The organism is Pseudomonas kielensis (assembly GCF_030505375.1).
GTDB lineage: Bacteria > Pseudomonadota > Gammaproteobacteria > Pseudomonadales > Pseudomonadaceae > Aquipseudomonas > Aquipseudomonas kielensis.
Genome location: NZ_CP130043.1, coordinates 1563885 through 1586683, shown reverse-complemented (window position 1 = coordinate 1586683; position 22799 = coordinate 1563885). Strand labels below are relative to the sequence as shown.

The 22799-nt window shown below is 62.2% G+C and carries 18 protein-coding genes; 13 read left to right on the top strand and 5 right to left on the bottom strand.

Going from position 1 to position 22799, the window contains the following annotated elements; all coding sequences use genetic code 11:
• Nucleotides 1-140 precede the first annotated feature (140 nt).
• The 3 genes from Q1W70_RS07550 to Q1W70_RS07540 are packed head-to-tail and all read left to right on the top strand — an operon-like array spanning nucleotide 141 to nucleotide 6871.
• Entirely contained in the window at nucleotides 141-3431 is a 3291-nt protein-coding gene (locus Q1W70_RS07550; RefSeq protein ID WP_302098727.1) for a transglutaminase family protein, read from the top strand.
• 57 nt (nucleotides 3432-3488) lie between these two features.
• Complete coding sequence (locus Q1W70_RS07545; RefSeq protein WP_302098726.1) at nucleotides 3489-5981, top strand: circularly permuted type 2 ATP-grasp protein; 2493 nt, start codon at nucleotides 3489-3491, stop codon at nucleotides 5979-5981.
• A complete protein-coding gene (locus tag Q1W70_RS07540) occupies nucleotides 5978-6871 on the top strand; it encodes a transglutaminase family protein (RefSeq protein ID WP_166589844.1) in 894 nt (297 codons plus the stop codon). The genes Q1W70_RS07545 and Q1W70_RS07540 overlap by 4 nt, the downstream gene beginning before the upstream one ends.
• 68 nt (nucleotides 6872-6939) lie before the next feature.
• Here the strand turns inward: Q1W70_RS07540 and Q1W70_RS07535 are convergent, their stop codons facing one another.
• Entirely contained in the window at nucleotides 6940-7131 is a 192-nt protein-coding gene (locus Q1W70_RS07535) for a hypothetical protein (RefSeq protein ID WP_166589845.1), read from the bottom strand.
• A gap of 68 nt (nucleotides 7132-7199) precedes the next feature.
• Nucleotides 7200-7787, bottom strand: a complete 588-nt coding sequence (locus Q1W70_RS07530) for a cytokinin riboside 5'-monophosphate phosphoribohydrolase (protein ID WP_182343268.1) — start codon at nucleotides 7785-7787, stop codon at nucleotides 7200-7202.
• A gap of 345 nt (nucleotides 7788-8132) precedes the next feature.
• Between Q1W70_RS07530 and azu the strand changes: the two genes are divergently transcribed.
• The gene (azu, locus tag Q1W70_RS07525) at nucleotides 8133-8579 is read left to right on the top strand and encodes an azurin (RefSeq protein ID WP_166589847.1); all 447 of its coding nucleotides are present in this window, start codon (nucleotides 8133-8135) and stop codon (nucleotides 8577-8579) included.
• 104 nt (nucleotides 8580-8683) lie between these two features.
• Here the strand turns inward: azu and nadE are convergent, their stop codons facing one another.
• From nadE to Q1W70_RS07510, 3 genes are all read right to left on the bottom strand, one after another.
• The gene (gene nadE, locus Q1W70_RS07520; protein WP_182343269.1) at nucleotides 8684-9511 is read right to left on the bottom strand and encodes an NAD(+) synthase; all 828 of its coding nucleotides are present in this window, start codon (nucleotides 9509-9511) and stop codon (nucleotides 8684-8686) included.
• Nucleotides 9512-9515: 4 nt separating this feature from the next.
• Nucleotides 9516-10742, bottom strand: coding sequence for a nicotinate phosphoribosyltransferase (gene pncB / locus Q1W70_RS07515; protein WP_302098725.1), 1227 nt, complete (start codon nucleotides 10740-10742; stop codon nucleotides 9516-9518).
• A 106-nt stretch (nucleotides 10743-10848) separates the two neighbouring features.
• Complete coding sequence (locus Q1W70_RS07510) at nucleotides 10849-11754, bottom strand: LysR family transcriptional regulator (RefSeq protein ID WP_182343272.1); 906 nt, start codon at nucleotides 11752-11754, stop codon at nucleotides 10849-10851.
• Between the two features lie 164 nt (nucleotides 11755-11918).
• On the opposite strand from Q1W70_RS07510, the gene amaB reads away from it, so the two are divergent.
• The 9 genes from amaB (at nucleotide 11919) to Q1W70_RS07465 (ending at nucleotide 22769) form a co-directional block, all read left to right on the top strand.
• Nucleotides 11919-13409, top strand: a complete 1491-nt coding sequence (amaB, locus tag Q1W70_RS07505; RefSeq protein WP_166589851.1) for an L-piperidine-6-carboxylate dehydrogenase — start codon at nucleotides 11919-11921, stop codon at nucleotides 13407-13409.
• Nucleotides 13410-13500: 91 nt separating this feature from the next.
• Nucleotides 13501-14784, top strand: coding sequence for an L-pipecolate oxidase (gene amaA / locus Q1W70_RS07500; RefSeq protein WP_182343274.1), 1284 nt, complete (start codon nucleotides 13501-13503; stop codon nucleotides 14782-14784).
• A gap of 363 nt (nucleotides 14785-15147) precedes the next feature.
• Nucleotides 15148-16281, top strand: coding sequence for a branched-chain amino acid ABC transporter substrate-binding protein (locus tag Q1W70_RS07495; RefSeq protein WP_166589853.1), 1134 nt, complete (start codon nucleotides 15148-15150; stop codon nucleotides 16279-16281).
• A 179-nt stretch (nucleotides 16282-16460) separates the two neighbouring features.
• The gene (locus Q1W70_RS07490; protein WP_166589854.1) at nucleotides 16461-17375 is read left to right on the top strand and encodes an ABC transporter permease subunit; all 915 of its coding nucleotides are present in this window, start codon (nucleotides 16461-16463) and stop codon (nucleotides 17373-17375) included.
• A 3-nt stretch (nucleotides 17376-17378) separates the two neighbouring features.
• On the top strand, nucleotides 17379-18662 hold the full coding sequence (gene livM / locus Q1W70_RS07485; RefSeq protein ID WP_166589855.1) for a high-affinity branched-chain amino acid ABC transporter permease LivM: 1284 nt from the start codon (nucleotides 17379-17381) through the stop codon (nucleotides 18660-18662).
• A complete protein-coding gene (locus tag Q1W70_RS07480; RefSeq protein WP_166589856.1) occupies nucleotides 18659-19531 on the top strand; it encodes an ATP-binding cassette domain-containing protein in 873 nt (290 codons plus the stop codon). Before livM ends, Q1W70_RS07480 begins: the two co-directional genes overlap by 4 nt.
• On the top strand, nucleotides 19528-20244 hold the full coding sequence (locus Q1W70_RS07475; RefSeq protein ID WP_166589857.1) for an ABC transporter ATP-binding protein: 717 nt from the start codon (nucleotides 19528-19530) through the stop codon (nucleotides 20242-20244). Before Q1W70_RS07480 ends, Q1W70_RS07475 begins: the two co-directional genes overlap by 4 nt.
• 750 nt (nucleotides 20245-20994) lie before the next feature.
• Nucleotides 20995-21762 carry an SDR family oxidoreductase gene (locus tag Q1W70_RS07470; protein ID WP_166589858.1) on the top strand — a complete coding sequence of 256 codons (768 nt, stop codon included), beginning with the start codon at nucleotides 20995-20997 and terminating at the stop codon, nucleotides 21760-21762.
• Between the two features lie 98 nt (nucleotides 21763-21860).
• Nucleotides 21861-22769: a cation diffusion facilitator family transporter gene (locus Q1W70_RS07465; RefSeq protein ID WP_166589859.1), complete on the top strand. Its 909-nt coding sequence runs from the start codon at nucleotides 21861-21863 to the stop codon at nucleotides 22767-22769.
• Nucleotides 22770-22799 lie beyond the last annotated feature (30 nt).

Here is a 22799-nt window from a genome sequence, read left to right as displayed (position 1 = left end):
CAGCGCCATCAAAGCAATTCCCCGCATCGCTCGATTTTGGTGCTGTACTGCCTCAAGCAACCGGAGAAAGCGCCAGCGCTGCTGTATGGCATAAGTCTTGCGCGGTGCTCGGTACGCTTTTGGCTCGCAGGAGGCACGCCGTGTCGATTCATGTCGCATTGCACCACGTCACGCATTACCGCTACGACCGCGCCGTCGAACTCGGCCCGCAGATCGTTCGCCTGCGCCCGGCGGCCCATAGCCGCACGCGGATCCTCTCTTATTCGCTCAAAGTGCTGCCCGAGCAGCACTTCATCAACTGGCAGCAAGACCCCCAGGGTAACTACCTGGCGCGCCTGGTGTTCCCGGAGAAGACCGAGCAACTGCGCATCGAAGTCGACTTGCTGGCGGAAATGGCAGTGTTCAATCCCTTCGACTTTTTCCTCGAGCCTTATGCCGAGACCATTCCGTTCGCCTACGCCGCGGACGAACGCAAGGAACTGGCGCCGTACCTGGAAACCCTGCCGCTGACGCCCAGGCTCAAGGCCTACCTCCAGGGCATCGAGCGCACGCCGCTGCCGGCCGTGGATTTCCTGGTGGCCCTCAACCAGCGCCTGAGCGAAGACATCGGTTACCTGATCCGCATGGAGCCCGGGGTCCAGACCCCGGAATACACCCTGGAGCACGCGTCCGGCTCATGCCGCGACTCGGCCTGGTTGCTGGTGCAACTGCTACGCAACCTCGGACTGGCGGCGCGGTTTGTCTCGGGCTACTTGATCCAGCTCACGGCGGACGTGAAGAGCCTCGACGGGCCGTCCGGCACCGAGGTGGATTTCACCGACCTGCACGCCTGGTGCGAAGTCTACCTGCCGGGTGCAGGCTGGATCGGCCTGGACGCCACCTCTGGGCTGTTTGCCGGTGAAGGGCATATTCCGTTGGCCTGTAGTCCCGATCCGTCCTCTGCGGCGCCGATCAGCGGCCTGGTCGAACCCTGTGAGTGTGAATTCAGCCATGAAATGTCGGTGGAGCGGATCTGGGAAGCGCCTCGGGTCACCAAGCCCTACACCGAGGAGCAGTGGCAGGCCATCCAGACCCTCGGCCGGCAGATCGACGGCGACCTGCAGGCTGGCGATGTGCGGCTGACCATGGGCGGCGAGCCGACCTTCGTCTCGATCGACGATCCGGATGGCGCCGAGTGGAACACCGCCGCACTCGGCCCGGACAAGCGCCGGCTGTCGGCCGAGCTGTTCCAGCGCCTGCGCAAGCATTACGCGCCCAAGGGCCTGGTGCATTTCGGCCAGGGCAAGTGGTACCCCGGCGAGCAACTGCCGCGCTGGTCACTCAATTGCTATTGGCGGCGTGACGGCGTGCCGGTCTGGCACAACAGTGCCTTGATAGCCGATGAGCAGCAGGACTACGGCGCGGATGGCGCGTTGGCCGGGCGTTTTCTGGCGAGTGTCGCCGAGCGCTTGAAACTGCCCGCACACTTTGTGTTCCCCGCTTACGAAGATCACTTCTATTACCTGTGGCGCGAAGGCAACTTGCCGCTGAACGTCAGCGCCGAAGACCCGCGCCTGGAGGAGCCGCTGGAGCGTGCACGGTTGCGCAAGGTGTTCAGCCAGGGCCTGGACAAGGTGATCGGCCAGGTCCTGCCGCTGGCGCGCACCGCCAAGGGTGACCAGTGGCAAAGCGGGCGCTGGTATCTGCGCGATGAGCATTGCCGGTTGGTCCCCGGCGATTCCCCCCTGGGCTATCGATTGCCACTGGGCTCCCAGCCTTGGGTGAAAGCCGCGGAGTACCCGTTCATCCATCCGCAGGACCCCAACCAGGACTTCCCGCCGCTGCCGGACACCGCACAATTGGCAGCTCATGCCACGCCTGCAGTGGCCGAGGAGCGTGTGCCGGCACTCGACGAGTCCGCCGACTGGTTGACCCGCACCGCGTTCTGCGCCGAGGCCCGGGAAGGGCGCTTGTACCTGTTCATGCCGCCACTGGAGCGGCTTGAGGATTATCTGGAACTGGTCAGCGCCATCGAGGCCACCGCCGAGGAGCTGCATTGCCCGGTGTTACTGGAGGGGTATGAGCCGCCCAGTGATCCGCGCCTGAGCAATTTCCGGGTGACCCCGGACCCTGGCGTGATCGAGGTCAACGTGCAGCCGTCCGCCAGTTGGGATGAGCTGGTGGAGCGCACCGAGTTCCTCTACGAGGAGGCCCGCCAGACCCGCCTGACCAGCGAGAAATTCATGATCGACGGCCGCCACACCGGCACCGGCGGCGGTAACCATTTTGTATTGGGTGGCGCGACCCCGGCGGACTCGCCCTTTCTGCGTCGTCCGGACCTGCTGCGCAGCCTGATCAGCTACTGGCACAACCACCCGTCCTTGTCCTACCTGTTTTCCGGCCTGTTCATCGGCCCGACGTCCCAGGCGCCGCGGGTCGACGAGGCGCGCAACGATGCCTTGTACGAACTGGAAATTGCCTTCGCGCAAATGCCGGCGCCGGGTGAAGCCTGTGCCCCCTGGCTGGTGGATCGCCTGCTACGCAACCTGTTGATCGATGTCACCGGCAACACCCACCGCGCCGAGTTCTGTATCGACAAACTCTATTCGCCGGACGGTGCCACCGGGCGCCTGGGTCTGCTGGAGTTGCGGGCCTTCGAGATGCCGCCCCACGCACGCATGAGCCTGGTCCAGCAACTGTTGCTGCGGGCATTGGTGGCGCGCTTCTGGCGTGAACCCTATGCGCCCGCCAAGCTGGCGCGCTGGGGCACGGAGCTGCATGACCGGTTCCTGCTGCCGCACTTTATCGAGCAGGACTTCGCCGATGTGCTGGTGGACCTCAACGCCGCCGGGTATGCGTTGCGCGCCGAATGGTTCGCCGCCCACCTGGAGTTTCGTTTTCCCAAGGTCGGCGATTATGCGGTCAGCGGCATCGAACTGGAGCTGCGCCAGGCGCTGGAGCCCTGGCATGTGCTGGGCGAGGAGGGCGCGGCAGGCGGTACCGTGCGGTATGTCGATTCGTCCCTGGAACGCCTGCAGGTCAAGCTCACGGGGTTGGCGCCGCAGCGTTATGTGCTGACCTGCAATGGGGTCGCGGTGCCGCTGCAGCCTACCGGTCGGGTCGGCGAGTTTGTCGCCGGCGTGCGGTTCCGCGCCTGGCAGCCCGCCAACTGCCTGCAGCCAACCATCGGGGTGCATGCGCCCCTGGTGTTCGATCTGCTCGACACCTGGATGCAGCGCTCCCTGGGGGGCTGTCAGTACCACGTTGCCCATCCCGGAGGGCGCAACTACGACAGCCTGCCGGTCAACGCCAACGAAGCCGAGAGCCGGCGCATGGCGCGGTTCTTCCGGCTTGGCCACAGTCCGGGGGCCCTTCAGGTCCCGACCCTGACGATCAGTGATGAGTTGCCCATGACCCTGGATTTGCGCCAGTTTGCGCAGAGCAGCCAATGACAGACCTGCCATAGTTGTGCGCTAACCTGCCTTTTTCTTGAGCCTGCCGAGCGTTCCATGCCTGACCTGCTAGACCATTACCCGCTCACGGCGGGCACCTATCACGAACTGCTCGACGACAGCGGCGGCGTGCGCGCGCATTGGCGGCGCCTGTTCGAGCAGTTGCAACGCAGTTCGCCTGCGCAACTGGTGCAGCGCCAGGCCTTGCTGGCGCGGCAGATCCAGGAAAATGGCGTCACTTACAATGTCTACGCCGACCCCAAGGGCGCCGACCGCCCCTGGGAGCTGGACCTGTTGCCCCACGTGATTGCCGCCGATGAGTGGCAGCACCTGTCGGCTGGAATCGCCCAGCGTGCACGGCTGCTCAACGCGGTGCTGGCGGACCTGTATGGTCCGCAGCGCCTGATTGCCGAGGGCCTGCTGCCGTCGGAGCTGGTGTTTGGCCATAACAATTTCCTGTGGCCTTGCCAGGGGATCCGGCCACCCGCCGAAACCTTCCTGCACCTGTATGCCGTGGACCTGGCGCGCACCCCCGACGGGCGCTGGTGGGTCACCGCGGATCGCACCCAGGCACCGTCCGGTGCCGGATATGCCCTGGAGAGCCGCACCATCGTTTCGCGCGCGTTTCCCGAACTCTACCGCGACCTGCAAGTGCAGCACCTGGCGGGGTTCTTCCGGACCCTGCAGGAAACCCTGGCCCGTCAGGCACCCAGCGCCGAGGAAGTGCCGCTGGTGGTGCTGTTGACTCCCGGGCGTTTCAACGAGAGCTATTTCGAACACCTGTACCTGGCCCGCCAGCTCGGTTATCCGCTGGTCGAAGGCGGTGACCTGACGGTGCGCGATGCCACGGTCTACCTCAAGACCCTGAGCGGCCTGCGCCGGGTCCACGCGATCATGCGCCGGCTCGACGATGACTTCTGCGACCCGCTGGAGCTGCGCACCGACTCGGCCCTCGGCGTCCCGGGGCTGTTGGAGGCGGTGCGCCAGGGCCGGGTGCTGGTGGCCAACGCCCTGGGCAGCGGTGTGCTGGAGTCGCCGGGGCTGTTGGGGTTTCTGCCCAAGATCAATCACTACCTGTTCGGCGAGGAACTGCTCCTGCCGTCCATTGCCACCTGGTGGTGCGGGGAGCCGCCGGTGCTGGAGCAAGCGCTGGAGAAACTGCCGGAGCTGCTGATCAAGCCGGCCTTTCCTTCGCAGAGCTTTGTCCCGGTGTTTGGGCGCGATTTGAGTGAAAAGCAGCGCGATGATCTGGTCCGGCGCATGCGTGCGCGGCCCTACGCCTATGTTGCGCAAGAATTGCCCCAGCTGTCCCAGGCGCCGGTGTGGCAGGCCGAGACGGGCCAGTTGCAACCACGGGCCATCGGCATGCGGGTGTACGCGGTGGCCAGTCACGACGGCTATCGGGTGTTGCCCGGCGGCCTGACCCGGGTGGCCGCCGAGGCGGATGCCGAAGTGGTATCGATGCAGCGCGGCGGCGCGAGCAAGGACACCTGGGTACTGGGCGAGCGGGCCCCCGTCGGCGAGCAATGGAAGGCCCAGCGAACCCTCGGCGTGCATGACCTGGTGCGACGCGATCCGTACCTGCCGTCGCGGGTGGTGGAAAACCTGTTCTGGTTCGGTCGTTACTGCGAGCGCTGTGATGACAGTGCGCGGTTGCTGCGGATCATGCTTGCGCGTTATGTCGACGGCGATGATCCCCAAGCCCTGCAAGCGGCGGTCGAACTGGGTGAAGGCCTGATGCTGCTGCCCGAGGAAGGTGAGTTGCCCGAGCGTCTGCTGGCCGCCTTGCTCGGCGCAGACTGGTCGTTCAGCCTGCGCGCCAACCTGCAGCGCTTGCAGTGGGCGGCGTCCCAGGTGCGCGGCAAGCTGTCGCGCGAGAACTGGCAGGCGCTGGTGGAGTTGCAGCGCGAAGCCATGGAGCTGGAGACGGAGGCCGAGGCCGCCGATTTTGGCGAGCTGCTGGACTTTCTCAACCGCCTGGTGATGTCACTGGCCGCGTTGTCCGGGTTTGCCCTGGACGACATGACCCGCGACGAAGGCTGGCGGTTCTTGATGATCGGCCGGCGCATCGAGCGCTTGCAGTTCCTGAGCAGCAGCCTGGCGGGGTTCCTGCGCGGGGCCGGGGCGTTCGATCAGGCGGGCCTGGAATGGTTGCTGGAGTTGGGTAACAGCAGCATCACCTACCGCTCCCGTTACCTGGCCGTGGCGCAGTTGATCCCGGTGCTGGATCTGTTGCTGCTCGATGAACAGAACCCCCATGCGGTGTTGTTCCAGTTGAAACTGGTGAGCGGTTCCCTGAAGCGCTTGAACCATGACTTCGGCGCACCTGCCGAGGCCGCCTTGCCACTGCTGGTGGAGCGCCTGGCCGGGTTTGACCTTGGCTGCCTGGAGAACCCGCTGTTCGGTGACAGCAGTGTGCGCGCCGCCCTCGATGGCCTGGCGGACTTGCTGCAGGAAGTCGCCGATGTCAGCAATCAGGTGTCCGACCGCCTGGCCTTGCGGCATTTCGCCCATGTCGACGATGTCAGCCAACGTACGGTGTCCGTGTGAACAGTGCCCGCTATCAGATTCTCCACGACACCCATTATCGCTATGACAGCCCGGTGTCCCTGGCCCAGCAGTTGGCCCATCTGTGGCCGCGGCCCTGCGCCTGGCAACGCTGCACCGAGCAGCAGTTGTTGATCAGCCCGTCACCGACGACCCGCCGCGATGAGCTGGACGTGTTCGGCAACCCGCTGACTCGCCTGGCCTTCGAGCGGCCCCACGATGAGTTGCAGGTCAATGCCCGGCTGACCGTTGAGGTGCTGGCCCGGGCATTACCCGACTTCCAGCAGTCGCCGGCCTGGGAGGCGACCCGCAGCGCGCTGACCTACAGTGGCCAGCCGATCGCCGACGAGGTGCTGCAGGCGTGTCGTTATCGCTTCGAATCGCCCTATGTGCACTTGAAAAGCTCCTTCGTCGAGTTCTCCGAAAGCTGTTTTGCGCCGGGACGGCCGCTGATGCTTGGCGTGCAGGCATTGATGCAGAAGATCTTCAGCGAGTTCACCTTCGACGCCGAGGCCACGCAGGTGGCAACGCCGCTGGTGGAAGTGCTGGAGCGGCGGCGGGGGGTGTGCCAGGACTTCGCGCACCTGATGCTGGCCTGCGTGCGTTCCAGGGGCTTGGCGGCGCGTTACGTCAGTGGCTACCTGTTGACGCAGCCACCCCCCGGGCAGGCGCGACTGATCGGCGCCGATGCGTCCCATGCCTGGGTGTCGGTGTTCTGTCCGGTCTTGGGTTGGGTGGATTTTGATCCGACCAATAATATCCAGCCGGCGCTTGAGCACATCAGCCTGGCCTGGGGCCGGGATTTCTCTGATGTGTCGCCGTTGCGTGGGGTGATTCTGGGGGGCGGCAGCCACGACCCGGAAGTGCGGGTGACAGTCTTGCCGTTGGACTAGCGCGTTCCGCCGTAGGAGCTGGCTGGCCAGCTCCTACAGAAGATAGGCGGGACACTGTCCGGTGGGGCTCAGGCGTCTGGCGCCTGCTCTTTCGGTGCTTCTACAGCGTCTTGGGCAGTCACTTCAGTTTCTGCATCCGGGTTCAGTGCGCCGGCCTCTTCATCGGCAGCCGCTTTCTTGCGTTGCAACTTTTCCTCTTTCTTCTGCTCTTTGGCCAAGTCTCTTTGACGCTTGGCGAAGGAGTAATTAGGTTTAGCCATGGGCGATCCTCTGGGGTCGAAGGTGAGGTTGAGCGGCGCGTATTCTGCCTTTAAACCGGGGCCAAGGGTTAATCGGGTTTTTGCCCGTCCCATTTGGGGCTGACCACCGGCTGCCAGGCATCCAGTGCATCCAGCAGATCCTGCGGCGATTCGCTCGTTTGCAGCATGTCACGGTGCTGCCCGCGAACGAAGCCTTCACCGACGACATGATCAAGAAATGCAGTGAGTTTGCTGTAAAAGCCATTCACTTCCAGCAGCCCCAGCGGTTTGCCGTGGTAGCCGAGCTGGCCCCAGGTCCAGACCTCGAACAGCTCCTCGAAGGTGCCCAGGCCGCCGGGCAGGGCGATAAAGGCGTCGCTCAGTTCTGCCATGCGTGCCTTGCGGGCGTGCATGCCATCGACCACTTCCAGGCGCGTCAGGCCGTTGTGGCCGATTTCCTTGTTTTTCAGGCTTTCGGGAATAATTCCGATCACTTCGCCACCGGCCGCCAATGCGGCGTCGGCGACAATCCCCATCAAACCGACCGCGCCGCCGCCATACACCAGCGTCAGCTTGCGCCGGGCCAGCTCCTGGCCCAAGGCAATCGCCGCCCCTCGATAGGCCGGGTGAGTGCCGGTGCTGGCGCCGCAAAACACACAAACAGATGTTAAAGACATGCCTTCCTCCGTGATCAGTGACGAGCGCAGAGTAATGGCTGGCGCCGGGTTGCTCCAAGAATTAATCCGGGGCGCGGGCTTCTTCAAAGGTGCCACTGGCCCCACAGGCGTAGGCGGCGAGCAAACTGCACAACAGGCTATTGAGGGACATGACGGACACTCCATTGGCGGGAACAATGGGCCGATCTTAGGCGGGTGCGGGCTGTCTGGCTGGTAGATTGTTTCGATGGGTGTCATAGCCCGAAAGTTGTATACAATTCTTGACTGAGGTCATAGGAACTTCCGGAAATTTCAGGCAGTCTTTACAAGATATGGATTTTTTAAACCCTGCCTTGGAGATTCACCATGTTTGCCAAACTTGTTGCGGTATCCCTGCTGACACTGGCCAGCAGCCAACTGATGGCTGCCGAATGCAAGGTCACCGTTGACTCCACTGACCAGATGTCCTTCAACACCAAGGCCATCGAAATCGACAAGAGCTGCAAGACCTTCACCGTCGAGCTGACCCACTCCGGCAGCCTGCCGAAGAACGTCATGGGCCACAACCTGGTGATCAGCACTGAAGCTGACATGCAGCCGATCGCCACCGATGGCCTGGCTGCCGGCATCGACAAGAACTACCTCAAGGACGGCGATACCCGCGTGATCGCTCACACCAAGATCATCGGTGCTGGCGAGAAAGATGCCGTGACCTTTGACGTGTCGAAACTCAAAGCCGATGAAAAATACGGTTTCTTCTGCTCCTTCCCTGGCCACATCTCGATGATGAAAGGCACCATTACCCTGAAGTAAGCCTGTAGCGCCCATAAAAAAAGCGTCCTCGGTGGGACGCTTTTTTTTGCCTGGCATTTATCGCGAGCCTCTCGCGATGGCCGCGCTAAAGCCCCTTTAGTCAATCACGGGGCAAACGGCATTACCCGCTTGTGATGGGTCTTTCTATAGGTGTCACAAATGATCCTGAAGGCCTCTTCACGCACCGGCTCACCGTGCAGGAAGGCATCGATCTCGGTGTAGGTGACGCCATGGGACGCTTCGTCCGGTTTACCCGGCGACAGGTCTTCCAGGTCGGCGGTCGGGACTTTTTCCACCAGTGACTCGGGCGCGCCGAAGTGCCGGGCGATGGCCCGTACCTGGTGTTTCACCAGGCCGCTGAGGGGGGCCAGGTCACAGGCGCCGTCGCCGAACTTGGTGAAAAAGCCCATCACTGCTTCGGCGGCGTGGTCAGTACCGATCACCAGGCCGTGGGCGGCCCCGGCGATGGTGTACTGGGCGACCATGCGCATGCGCGCCTTGGTATTGCCCAGCACGAAATCCACCGACACCGCGTGTTTGCCTTCAAAGGCCGCGACCTCACGGGACAGCGCCTTGACCGCCGGGCCGATATTGACCGTGTGGCGCTCATCCGGCGCGATGAAGTCCACCGCAGCCTGGGCTTCGTGTTCATCGAACTGGGTTTCGTACGGCAGGCGTACGGCGATGAATTTGTAGCTCATATCACCGCTGCGCTCGCGCAGTTCATGCATGGCGCGTTGGGCCAGCAGGCCTGCGGTCAGCGAATCGACGCCACCACTGATGCCCAGTACCAGGCTCTTGAGCCCGGAATTGACCAGGCAGTCCTGGATGAAGCCGATCCGCCGCTCGATTTCCGCTTCCAGGGCAGCCTGGTCGGCGAAGGGCGGTTGGACCTTGAGCTGTTCAGCAATCTCACGCTGTACGGCTTGCATGAATTCACTCCTTGCTTGAATTGCCAGATAGGGCGGCAGGTACTTGAAACACATGTCGCAAATAGGCGACGAAATTCGGATCCTTGCAGTGGGTCTTGCCAGGCTCGTCGGAAATCTTGGCGACTGGCTGGCCGTTGCAGGCGGTCATTTTAAGCACGATGCTCATGGGTTCGACACCGGGAATGTCACAGGTCAGGTTGGTGCCGATGCCAAAGCTGACATTGATCCGCCCGCGCAGCGCCCGGAAGATCTCCAGTGAGCGGGGCAGCGTCAGGCTGTCGGAGAACACCAGGGTCTTGCTCATCGGCTCGATACCGAGCTTGTGATAATGAGCGATGGCTTTTTCCGCCCAGAGAATCGGATCTCCGGAGTCGTGGCGCAGGCCGTCGAACAGCTTGGCGAAGTACAGGTCGAAATCGTTGAGGAATGCATCGGTGGTGATGCAGTCGGTCAGGGCAATGCCGAGCAGGCCACGGTATTCACGGACCCAGCAATCGAGGGCGGCGATCTGGCTGTCGATCAGCCTCGGGCCGAGTTGCTGGTGGGCCATGATCCACTCGTGAGCCATGGTGCCCAGCGGTTTCATGTCGATTTCCCGGGACAGGTGCACGTTGCTGGTGCCGACGAAACGCCCCGGGAAGTCGTGCTTGAGCACGTTGACCACTTCTTCCTGGACCCGGTAGGAAAATCGGCGGCGGGTGCCGAAATCTGCGACCTGCAACTCGGACAACTCCTCGCTGCTGGCGTTGGCACTCAACCAGTCGAACTTGCGATACAGCTGCTCGCGGGCTTGTTCCAGCACCACTTCGCGGTAGCGATAGCGGCTGCGCACCTCGCTGACAATCGCCAGCAACGGCACCTCGAACAGAATCACATGCAGCCATGGCCCGCGCAGGCGAATGAACAACTCGCCCTGTTCGATGCCGGTGTGGATGTAGCGCAGATTGAACCGGAACAGACCGAGAAACCGCAGGAAGTCCGGCTTCATGAAACTGATGCGCTCCAGGAAACCCAACTGGTCGGCGCTCAGGCTCAGTTCGGCCAGGCGCTCGATCTGCACACGAATTTCCGCCAGGTAGGGGCGCAGGTCTTCGCTGTTGCGGCAGCGAAACTCCCATTCGACTTCAACGTTGGGGTAGTTGTGCAGCACCGCCTGCATCATGGTCAGCTTGTAGAAGTCGGTGTCGAGCAGGTTCTGCACGATGCGATCGGCAAACACACTCTCGCTCATAACGGGGATCTCCAGGCTGGCCGCAGCCTTTGACGCTGTTTCATTGAAGGGGCGTAGTGGCGCATATCGGCAGTGGTGATTGCCAGTGATTTTTTGGCCGACGCACTCAGCTGGCCGCCGGTGTATCGATCTGCTCCAGCATCCACTTCACAAAATCCCGGACCTTGGGCACTTCCGCCGCGTGTTCCGGGTAGGCCAGGTAATAGGCGTCGCTGCTGGGCATTGCATGCTGCCAGGGAATGACCAGCTTGCCGTCGGCCAGTTCTTCCTCCACCAGAAAACGCGGCAACAGGGCCACGCCACAGCCGACTTGCGCGGCGCGGATGCACATGTAGAACGTCTCGAAGCGCGGCCCGTGGTAGCTATGTTCGGTCTGGTAACCCTGGCTGTCGAACCAGTCGTGCCAGGCCTGGGGCCGCGAGGCATTTTGCAGCAGTACCAGGTCGGTGAGCTGGGTCGGGTCGGTGAAGGGATGGTCTGGCAGGCTGCCGGGCGCACACACGGGGACCAGCTCTTCGCCGAACAGTTTCAGGCACTCGGTGCCCGGCCGGGAGCCCTGGCCGAAGTAGAACGCCAGGTCGGCGCGGCCCTGCAGCAGGTCGTCGGCTTCCTGCTCGCTGCACAGGTCCAGGTGAATCTGCGGATGGCGCAGGCGCCAGCCCTTGAGGCGTGGCACCAACCAACGGGCACCAAAAGTCGGCGGGGTGGACACCCGCAGGACTTCCGTCTCGCCACCGTAGGAGCGCAGGTAATGGGTCGACATCTCGACCTGGGTGAGGATTTTTCGGACTTCAACCAGGTATAGATCCCCAGCCGGAGTCATTTGCAGGCGCCGCCGAACCCGACGAAACAGCAGGTGCTGCAGCAGTTCTTCCAGTTGCGCCACCTGTTTGCTCACTGCGCTCTGAGTCAGGTTCAACTCTTCGGCCGCGCGGGTGAAGCTCAGGTGGCGGGTGACCGCTTCAAAGCACTGCAGGGCAGTGATCGATGGCAAGTGGCGTTTATTCAGCATGGGTGGGCCCTTTGTTCTTGTTGCAACGCGTTGCATGAATAAACGGAATGATATCTCGCCTAATCGTCGTTTGTTGGCTCGTCTGTGTAGCGCTACAACTACAGGCCTGATCAGCCGTCTTGCTGCGGCTGCGAACTTTCCGTTTTTTGCTTGAGGAGTGACCCATGGTTGCCGCATTGCTTGATCGTTTGGGGGTAAACCCGGCCCTGTACCAGAACGGCAAACAGCCGGTGCATTCACCTGTCGACGGCAGCCAGATTGCCTCGGTCAACTGGGAAGGTGCCGCCGAAGTCGAGCAGCAGGTCAGTCGTGCCGAGCATGCGTTCGAGCTGTGGCGCAAGGTGCCAGCACCGCGCCGTGGTGAGCTGGTGCGCCAGTTCGGCGAAGTGCTGCGTGAATACAAGGCCGACCTGGGCGAGCTGGTGTCCTGGGAAGCCGGCAAGATCACTCAGGAAGGCTTGGGTGAAGTGCAGGAAATGATCGACATCTGCGACTTCGCCGTCGGTCTGTCCCGTCAACTCTACGGCTTGACCATCGCCTCCGAGCGCCCGGGCCACCACATGCGTGAAACCTGGCATCCGCTGGGCGTGGTCGGGGTAATCAGTGCATTCAACTTCCCGGTCGCGGTCTGGGCCTGGAACACTACGCTGGCGCTGGTGTGCGGTAACCCGGTGATCTGGAAACCGTCGGAGAAAACCCCGCTCACCGCACTGGCCTGCCAGGCGCTGTTCGAACGGGTGCTGAAGAATTTCAGCGATGCACCGCCCTACCTCAGCCAAGTGATCATCGGTGGCCGCGATGCCGGTGAAGCGCTGGTGGACGACCCGCGCGTGGCCCTGATCAGCGCCACCGGCAGTACCCGCATGGGTCGCGAAGTGGCGCCGAAGATCGCTGCCCGTTTCGCCCGCAGCATTCTCGAACTCGGTGGCAACAACGCAATGATCCTCGGCCCAAGCGCCGACCTGGACATGGCGGTCCGCGCCATTCTGTTCAGCGCCGTCGGCACTGCTGGCCAGCGCTGCACCACCTTGCGCCGACTGATTGCCCACGAATCGGTCAAGGAAGAAATCGTCACCCGTCTCAAGGCTGCCTATTCCAAGGTGCGCATTGGCCATCCGCTGGAAGGCAACCTGGTCGGTCCTCTGATCGACAAGCACAGTTTCGACAACATGCAGGACGCCCTGGAGCAGGCCCTGAGTGAAGGCGGCCGGGTATTCGGCGGCAAGCGCCAGCTCGAATCGCAGTTCCCCAACGCCTACTACGTCTCGCCGGCCATCGTCGAAATGCCCGAGCAAAGCGACGTGGTGTGCAGCGAAACCTTCGCGCCGATCCTGTACGTGGTGGGCTACAACGACTTCGCCGAAGCGCTGCGCCTGAACAACGCTGTACCGCAAGGCCTGTCCTCGTGCATCTTCACCACTGACGTGCGTGAAGCCGAGCAGTTCATGTCGGCGGTGGGCAGCGACTGCGGGATCGCCAACGTCAACATCGGCCCCAGCGGTGCGGAAATCGGCGGCGCGTTTGGCGGCGAGAAAGAAACCGGTGGCGGTCGCGAGTCGGGCTCCGATGCGTGGCGCGGTTACATGCGGCGCCAGACCAACACCGTCAACTACTCGCTGGAACTGCCGTTGGCCCAGGGCATCACGTTTGATTGAAGCTTCAGTCGAGCGGTAGTCCCCAGTGGGCGCGAGCTTGCTCGCTCCCACATTGAATTGTGTGGGTTCGGTTTTTGATCGGGGTCTTGCAATGCCGTTACGCGAAGAATGCTTATGGGAAAAACTGACGCCGCAACGGCCTGACCGGGCGGCGCTCAAGGGCGAGGTGAGGGCCGATGTCTGCGTGATCGGCGCCGGCTTCACCGGCTTGTCGGCGGCCGTGCATTTGCTGGAACAGGGCAAGAGCGTCTGTGTGCTTGAGGCTCAGCGCTGTGGCCAGGGCGGTTCGGGGCGCAACGTCGGGCTGGTGAACGCCGGCATGTGGATTCCCCCGGACGAGATTGAAGAGGGTTTTGGCGAAGTCGTCGGCAGCCAGCTCAATCGTATGCTCGGCGCGGCTCCCGCCCTGGTGTTCAGCCTGATCGACAAGTACCGCATCGACTGCCAGCTGCGCCGCGAGGGCACGCTGCACATGGCCCACAACCGCACTGGCGAAACCGATCTGCGCAGCCGCGAAGCGCAATGGAAACGCCGCGGTGCCCCGGTCGAATTATTGACCGGAGCGGCGTGCGAGCAAGCCACCGGAACCAAGAAAATCGCCGCCGCGTTGCTCGATCGCCGCGCCGGCACGCTCAATCCCATGGCCTACACCAGTGGTCTGGCCAAGGCGGCCGCCGACCTGGGTGGCCGGTTGTTCGACCATAGCGCGGTGACCCGGCTGGAACGCCAGGGCCAGCTCTGGGCGGTGCACACCGCCGAGGGTGCAGTGCTTGCCGAGCAGGTAGTGATCGCTTCCAACGCTTACACCGAGGGCGACTGGACCGAGCTGCGACGCAACTTTTTCCCGGGTTACTACTACCAGGTCGCCTCGGCGCCACTGACCGAAGAAGCCGCGCAGCAGATCCTGCCGGGCGGCCAGGGTTCCTGGGACACGCGCCAGGTGCTGAGCAGCATTCGCCGTGACCAGGACGGTCGCCTGTTGCTCGGCAGCCTGGGCAATGGCAACCGCAAACCCGCCTGGTTCCTCAAGGCCTGGGCCGACCGGGTGCAGCAGCACTATTTCCCCTATCTCAAGCCGGTGGACTGGGAATGCACCTGGACCGGCTGCATCGCCTTTACCCCTGATCACCTGATGCGCCTGTTCGAACCGGCGCCCGGTCTGGTCGCGGTCACCGGCTACAACGGACGAGGGGTGACCACCGGGACCGTGGTCGGCAAAGCCTTCGCCGACTACCTGTGCCACGGCGATCCGCAAGCCTTGCCGATTCCTTTCGCACCCATGCAGCCACTGCTGGGGGTGGGGCTGCGCAGTTGCCTGTACGAAACCGGGTTCTCCCTCTATCACGCGGGCCAGTGCCTGCGGATTGTGATTTAAGCAAGGGAATTTAACGCTTGGACGCGGCGCTTTTGGCGGTAACGACTAGCCTGTAGTGGTGCGGGTTGTAGCAGTCTCGCACCAGTAGTGTGCAGTTCGGTGACGCGGGCTGTTACAGGCTGGTTGCACGTCGTTTCTGCTGACGGTTGCAATAGTGGCACGCGAAGGTTTCACCCTTAAAAAATAACGGTTTCACCTTTCGCGGTTTAGACGGTTGCACGCCCAATGAAAATGGGCCCAAAACTGTTTAAAAAACAATAAGGCAACGACTTGCTCAAGAATAAAAAACCAATGGCACGGCCCTTGCTCTGAGCATTCAGTGAAGTCGCAGTGCCAACTAAAAAAACCTTGGAGCACCACCTCATGTCCCAGACGTTTTACAAGAAAGGCTTTCTGGCCCTCGCAGTGGCTGCTGCGTTGGGCGTTTCTGCGTTTGCTCAGGCCGACATCAAGATCGGTGTAGCGGGTCCAATGACGGGCGCCAACGCGGCATTTGGCGAGCAGTACATGAAGGGTGCACAGGCAGCAGCCGACGCCGTGAACGCCGCAGGCGGCGTGAATGGCGAGAAGATCGTGCTGGTCAAGGGCGATGACGCCTGCGAGCCAAAACAGGCGGTGACGGTCGCCAAGGACCTCACTAACCAGAAGGTTGCCGGCGTAGTCGGTCACTTCTGCTCCTCCTCGACCATTCCAGCCTCGGAGATCTACGACGAAGCCGGGATCATCGCGATCACCCCGGGTTCCACCAACCCACAGGTCACCGAGCGCGGACTGAGCGCCATGTTCCGTATGTGCGGGCGTGACGACCAGCAGGGCATCGTGGCCGGCGACTACATCGTCGATGTGCTCAAGGGCAAAAAAGTCGTCGTGCTGCACGACAAGGACACCTACGGCCAAGGCCTGGCGGATGCCACCAAGGCCCAACTGGTGAAGCGCGGCGTAACGCCGGTGCTGTATGAAGGCCTGACCCGCGGCGAGAAAGACTTCAGCACCATCGTCACCAAAATCCGCGGCGCCGGTGCTGACGTCGTCTACTTCGGCGGCCTGCACCCGGAAGCCGGTCCTCTGGTCCGTCAATTGCGTGAGCAAGGCCTCAAAGACGTCAAGTTCATGTCCGATGACGGCATCGTGACCGACGAACTGGTGACCACCGCTGGCGGCCCGCAATTCGTCGATGGCGTGCTGATGACCTTCGGCGCCGACCCGCGCCTGCTGCCAGAGAGCAAGGCCGTGGTGGATGCCTTCCGCAAGGCCGGCACCGAGCCTGAAGGCTACACCCTGTACGCTTACGCTTCGGTCCAGGCCCTGGCGGCAGGCTTCAACGGCGCCAAGTCGAACAAGGGTGAAGAAGCGGCCAAATGGTTGAAAGCCAACCCGGTCAAGACCGTCATGGGCGAGAAGACCTGGGACGCCAAGGGCGACCTGAAAGTCTCCGACTACGTGGTCTACCAGTGGGACAAGGACGGTAAATACCACCAGCTGGAAAAACAGAAGTAAGGGCTGACGCGATCGGCTGAGCGCCATCAATCCCCGTGGGCGCGGGCTTGCCAGCTCCCACAGGGGATGGTGTCAATCAGTCTGATCGTGGCTGACATTGCTCCGACGTAAATCTGTATTTTCCTTAGAAGAGCCGCACCCCCTCAGGGGTGCAGGTTCTCACTGCGTGAGATTGCGTTATGGATGGTATTTTCCTGCAGCAACTGGTCAACGGCCTGACCCTCGGGTCGGTCTATGGCCTGATCGCCATCGGCTACACAATGGTCTATGGCATCATTGGCATGATCAACTTCGCCCACGGCGAGGTTTACATGATTTCCGCTTACCTCGCGGCAATCAGTCTGGCACTGCTGGCATACTTCGGTATTGAATCCTTCCCGCTACTGATGCTCGGCACCTTGATCTTCACCATCGTGGTCACGGCGGTGTATGGCTGGGTCATCGAGCGCGTCGCCTACAAACCCCTGCGCAACTCCACCCGTCTGGCACCGCTGATCAGCGCCATCGGGATTTCGCTGATCTTGCAGAACTATGCCCAGATCGCCCAGGGCGCCAAGCAACAAGGTGTTCCAACCCTGCTGACGGGAGCCTGGCGCGTCGAAGTCGGCACCGGCTTCGTGCAGTTGACCTACACCAAGGTGTTTATCCTGATTGCCGCATTCGTCGGCATGGCGTTGCTGACCTACATCATCAAGTACACCAAGCTCGGCCGCATGTGCCGTGCCACCCAGCAAGACCGCAAGATGGCTTCGATCCTGGGGATCAATACCGACCGGGTGATTTCCTACGTGTTCATCATCGGTGCGGCAATGGCGGCCCTGGCCGGCGTGCTGATCACCATGAACTACGGCACCTTCGACTTCTATGCCGGCTTCATCATCGGCATCAAGGCCTTCACCGCAGCGGTTCTGGGCGGCATCGGCTCACTGCCAGGGGCAATGCTCGGCGGGATCATCCTCGGGATCTCCGAATCGCTGTTCTCGGGCTTGGTCAACTCGGACTACAAAGACGTCTTCAGCTTCTCGCTGCTGGTGCTTGTTCTGGTCTTTCGGCCCCAAGGCCTGCTCGGCCGTCCTCTTGTGTCGAAGGTGTAAGCGATGTCTTCAACCACTAAAAAATCCATTGATGTCAAAGAAAGTGTGGTCGACGCGATTCTTGCCGGCCTGATTGCCCTGATCGTCTTTGGCCCCATTGTCGGGGTCGTGCTCGATGGCTACAGCTTCAACCTGGAGCCCAAGCGCGTTGCCTGGATCATTGCCGTGGTCATGGCCGGACGCTTCGCCCTGAGCCTGTTCCTGCAGTCGCCCAAGGGCCGACGGATCCTCGAAGGCTTCGAGTCCACCGGCTCCGGCGTGCACGTGCTGGCGCCGGACTACAAGTCGCGGCTGCGCTGGATCATCCCGCTGTTGATCGTCATCGCCGTGGTCTTCCCGTTCTTCTCCAACTCCTACTTGCTGGGCGTGGTGATCCTGGGCCTGATCTACGTGCTGCTGGGCCTGGGCCTGAACATCGTGGTGGGCCTGGCGGGGCTGCTCGACCTGGGCTACGTGGCGTTCTACGCCATCGGTGCCTATGGCCTGGCGCTGGGTTATCAATACCTGGGGCTGGGTTTCTGGACGGTGTTGCCACTGGCGGCGATCACGGCCGCGCTGGCCGGCTGCATCCTCGGTTTCCCGGTGTTGCGCCTGCACGGTGACTACCTGGCCATCGTGACCCTGGGCTTTGGTGAAATCATCCGCCTGATCCTCAACAACTGGCTGTCGCTGACAGGCGGTCCGAACGGCATGGCCGCACCGCTGCCAACCTTCTTCGGCCTGGAGTTCGGCAAGCGCGCCAAAGAGGGCGGGGTGCCGTTCCATGAGTTCTTCGGGATCGCCTACAACCCGGACGTGAAGTACTACTTCATCTACGCCGTGCTGTTCCTGGTGGTGCTGGCCGTGCTGTACATCAAGCACCGCCTGACCCGCATGCCGGTCGGCCGCGCCTGGGAAGCCTTGCGCGAAGACGAAATCGCCTGCCGCTCCATGGGCCTGAACCACGTGCTGGTGAAACTCTCGGCATTCACCATCGGCGCCTCGACTGCAGGCCTGGCCGGGGTGTTCTTTGCCACCTACCAGGGCTTCGTCAACCCGACCTCGTTCACCTTCTTCGAGTCGGCACTGATCCTGGCGATCGTGGTGCTCGGCGGCATGGGCTCGACCATCGGCGTGGTGATCGCTGCGTTCGTCCTGACCGTGGCCCCGGAACTGCTGCGCGGCTTCGCTGAGTACCGGGTGCTGCTGTTCGGCATCCTGATGGTGTTGATGATGATCTGGCGACCGCGCGGCCTGATTCGGATCAGCCGTACCGGTGTGACCCCGCGTAAAGGAGTAGCGCCATGAGCGAAGTGGTACTCAGTGTCGAGAAGCTGATGATGCACTTCGGCGGTATCAAAGCCCTCAGTGACGTCAGCCTCAAAGTCCATCGCAACTCGATCTTCGCCCTGATCGGTCCCAACGGTGCCGGCAAGACCACCGTGTTCAACTGCCTGACGGGTTTCTACAAGGCCTCTGGCGGCAAGATCGAACTCAACACCCGTGGCCAGCACACCAACGTCATCCAGTTGCTGGGCGAGTCCTTCAAGGCCCGCGATTTCGTCTCGCCGAAAAGCTTCGCCAGTCGGCTGTACTACAAAATGTTCGGTGGCACCCACCTGGTGAACCGCGCCGGCCTGGCGCGTACGTTCCAGAACATTCGCCTGTTCAAGGAAATGTCGGTGCTGGAGAACCTGCTGGTGGCCCAGCACATGTGGGTCAACCGCAGCCTGCTGGCCGGCATCCTCAATACCAAGGGCTACCGCAAGGCCGAAAGCGATGCGCTGGACTGCGCGTTCTACTGGCTGGAGGTGGTCGACCTGGTGGACTGCGCCAACCGCCTGGCCGGTGAACTGTCCTACGGTCAGCAGCGCCGCCTGGAAATCGCCCGGGCCATGTGCACACGGCCGCAGATCATCTGCCTGGACGAGCCGGCCGCCGGCCTCAACCCTCAGGAAACCGAAGCACTGAGCGCGATGATCCGGCTGCTGCGCGACGAGCACGATCTGACCGTGGTGCTGATTGAACACGACATGGGCATGGTAATGAGCATTTCCGACCACATCGTGGTGCTGGACCACGGCAACGTGATCGCCGAGGGCGGACCCGAAGCCATTCGCAACGACCCGAAAGTGATCGCCGCCTACCTGGGTGCCGATGAAGAGGAGCTGGTATGAGCCAACCGATTCTCGAACTCAAGGAGCTGGACGTGTTCTACGGGCCGATCCAGGCCCTGAAAAAAGTCTCGCTGCACATCAACGAAGGCGAAACCGTCAGCCTGATCGGCTCCAACGGCGCCGGTAAATCGACCCTGCTGATGTCGATCTTCGGCCAGCCCCGGGCGGCTGACGGGCAGATCATCTACCAGGGGGTGGATATCACCCACAAGTCGTCCCACTACATCGCCTCCAACGGCATCGCGCAGTCGCCGGAAGGGCGGCGGGTATTCCCCGACATGACCGTCGAGGAAAACCTGCTGATGGGCACCATTCCCATTGGCGACAAGTACGCCAGCGAAGACATGCAGCGCATGTTCGAGCTGTTCCCGCGACTCAAGGAACGGCGGACCCAGCGGGCCATGACCATGTCCGGTGGCGAGCAGCAGATGCTCGCCATCGCGCGTGCCTTGATGAGCCGACCCAAGCTGCTGTTGCTCGATGAGCCGAGCCTGGGGCTGGCGCCGATCGTGGTGAAGCAGATCTTCGCCACCTTGCGCGAGCTGGCGAGCACCGGCATGACCATCTTCCTGGTCGAGCAGAACGCCAACCATGCCCTGCGCCTGTCGGATCGCGCCTATGTGATGGTCAACGGGCAGATCCGCCTGACCGGCACCGGCAAGGAGCTGCTGGTCAACGAGGAGGTGCGCAACGCTTACCTTGGCGGTCACTAGACCGGCACGCCGCAAACCAACGCCCTGACGGCCCCGGCCCCAGGGCGTTTTTTTTGCTTTAACGGGGGGCTGATCGTGGATCTTCGCGGTCAATCGGAAAATGTGGACAACAATATTCAGCAGCTGTCAAAGCGCGACATAAAGACGCTGCAAATAGCTGTTTTTCCACAGTTTTGACTTGTCCCCGTTTGCTGTGGAGCTGGCTGTGGGTAACGTGGGTGCAACTCGCTGCAGGCCTTTGTTTACGTGGCTTTCAAGCTTGTGGTTGTTTTTTGTACAGACGCTTTTGCATGACCCTGAGCCTGGATTGTCAACCTTTTTATTGGTCGCCGCGCGCAACGGAAAATCGACCGGGCAGCCTGTGGATAAGTCTGTGGTTAAACTCTGGAAAGACTTGGCAAAGCAGCGAATTTGCTGGCTTGGAGCCATCGCCGATTTGACCGCCCGGTCGCGTTCAACCCGGGAGGGCGACACGTGGGGCGGCCGGGGTCAAGCAAAAAACTTTTCAATCTGCCCGCAAAGCCTTGTGGATAGCGGTGCCCAGGCTTTTGCACTTGCCCCCAAAGATTGTGGACGGGGCTGTGGATAAGGTGCGTGCAGTTGGCTGCGGGCCACGGCCCACAAGGGCTCGGGCAAGTTGGTGGTTTTTTGTCCAGAAAACCTGAGGTTGCCCCCGGGAACGTGGCCGGGCATGCTGCCGCTTGTTTATCTATTTCAAGGCTGTGGATCAGCCCATTCCAGGAGGTCACGATGTCCAACACCCTGTTTATTACCGGCGCCACATCCGGTTTTGGTGAAGCCTGCGCCCGTCGTTTTGCCGAAGCTGGCTGGAAACTGGTGCTGACGGGGCGTCGTGAAGAACGTCTGAATGCCCTGTGTGCCGAATTGTCGAAGCAGACCGAGGTCCATGGTCTGGTGCTCGATGTGCGTGATCGTCAGGCGATGGAAGCGGCCATCGCCAACCTGCCACCCTCCTTTGCCACGCTGCGCGGGCTGATCAACAACGCCGGCCTGGCCCTGGGCGTGGACCCGGCACCCAAGTGCGACCTCGACGATTGGGACACCATGGTCGACACCAACATCAAGGGCCTGATGTACAGCACGCGCCTGTTGTTGCCCCGCCTGATCGCCCACGGCCGCGGCGCCGGGATCATCAACCTGGGCTCCATTGCCGGCAACTACCCGTACCCGGGCAGCCACGTGTATGGCGCGAGCAAGGCCTTCGTCAAACAGTTCTCGTTGAACCTGCGGTGCGACCTGCAGGGCACTGGCGTGCGTGTCAGCAATATCGAGCCGGGCCTGTGCGAAAGCGAGTTCTCGCTGGTGCGCTTTGCCGGCGACCAGGCGCGCTACGACGCGACCTATGCCGGCGCCGAGCCGATCCAGCCGCAGGACATTGCCGAGACCATCTTCTGGGTGCTCAACGCGCCGGCACACATCAACATCAACCGCCTGGAACTGATGCCCGTGAGCCAGACCTGGGGTGGCTTTGCGATTGATCGCAACGCCAAGGGGTAAGAGGGAGGCGTCGAATCGGCCAAAACAGGGCATAAGGTACACTCCTTGTTGAAACCCCCACCGCAAGTCGCGGTTGTCCGGGTTCACAAGGAGGCCATGTGAGTAACCGAGGTGAGCAGGCACTGCTCAAGCAATCGACCATCCTGATGTTAGCCGTGGCGATCGCCGGGATCGTCACGGGTTTTGTTTCCGGGTCCCAATCCATCCTGTTTGATGGTTTCTTTTCGTTGATCGCGACCTTCATCAAGGTCCTGATGTTGATCACCGCCCAACTGATCGCCAAGCAAAGCAATCAGCGCTTCCAGTTCGGCTTCTGGCACCTGGAACCCATGGTGCTGTTGATCGAAGGCAGCTTCCTGCTGCTGATCGCGATCTATGCCTTTCTCAACGGTGTGTTCGGCATCATCAACGGTGGCCGCGAGATTGAGTTGGGGCTGGTGATCGTCTACGCGGCGGTGTTTACCGTTGTCGAGTTCGCCTATTTCTTCTACATCCGCCACCGCAATCGCACGCTTAAGTCCACGTTGATCCAGTTCGACAACATCAGTTGGCTGGTGGACGCCATGCTGTCGGTGGGCTTGCTGGTGAGTTTCCTCACGGCGCTGCTGCTCAAGACCCAGGGGTATGGCCAGTGGGCGCTGTACGTCGACCCGCTGATCCTGATCCTGCTGGCCCTGAGCATGCTGGCACCGGCCTGGAAGATCCTGCGCCCGGCGCTGCGCGATGTGCTGGGCATTGCCCCCGACCAACTGGATGACAAGGTGCGCCAGGTCATGGACGCGGCCAAGGCCGAGCACGGTTTTGCCGACTACGTCAGCTATGTGCAGAAACACGGGCGGGCGCGGTTCATCGAGATTCACGTGGTGTTGCCGGCCGATTACCGGCTGGAGGGCGTGGCGACGCTGGATGCCCTGCGCGAGCAGATTTCGGCGCAGTTGGGCAAGCCGGATGCCGCGCGCTGGCTGACCATCAGCTTTACCGCAGACCCGAAGTGGATTGCTGGCTGAGGACCGAGTCGCGCCAATCGCGGGCAGGTT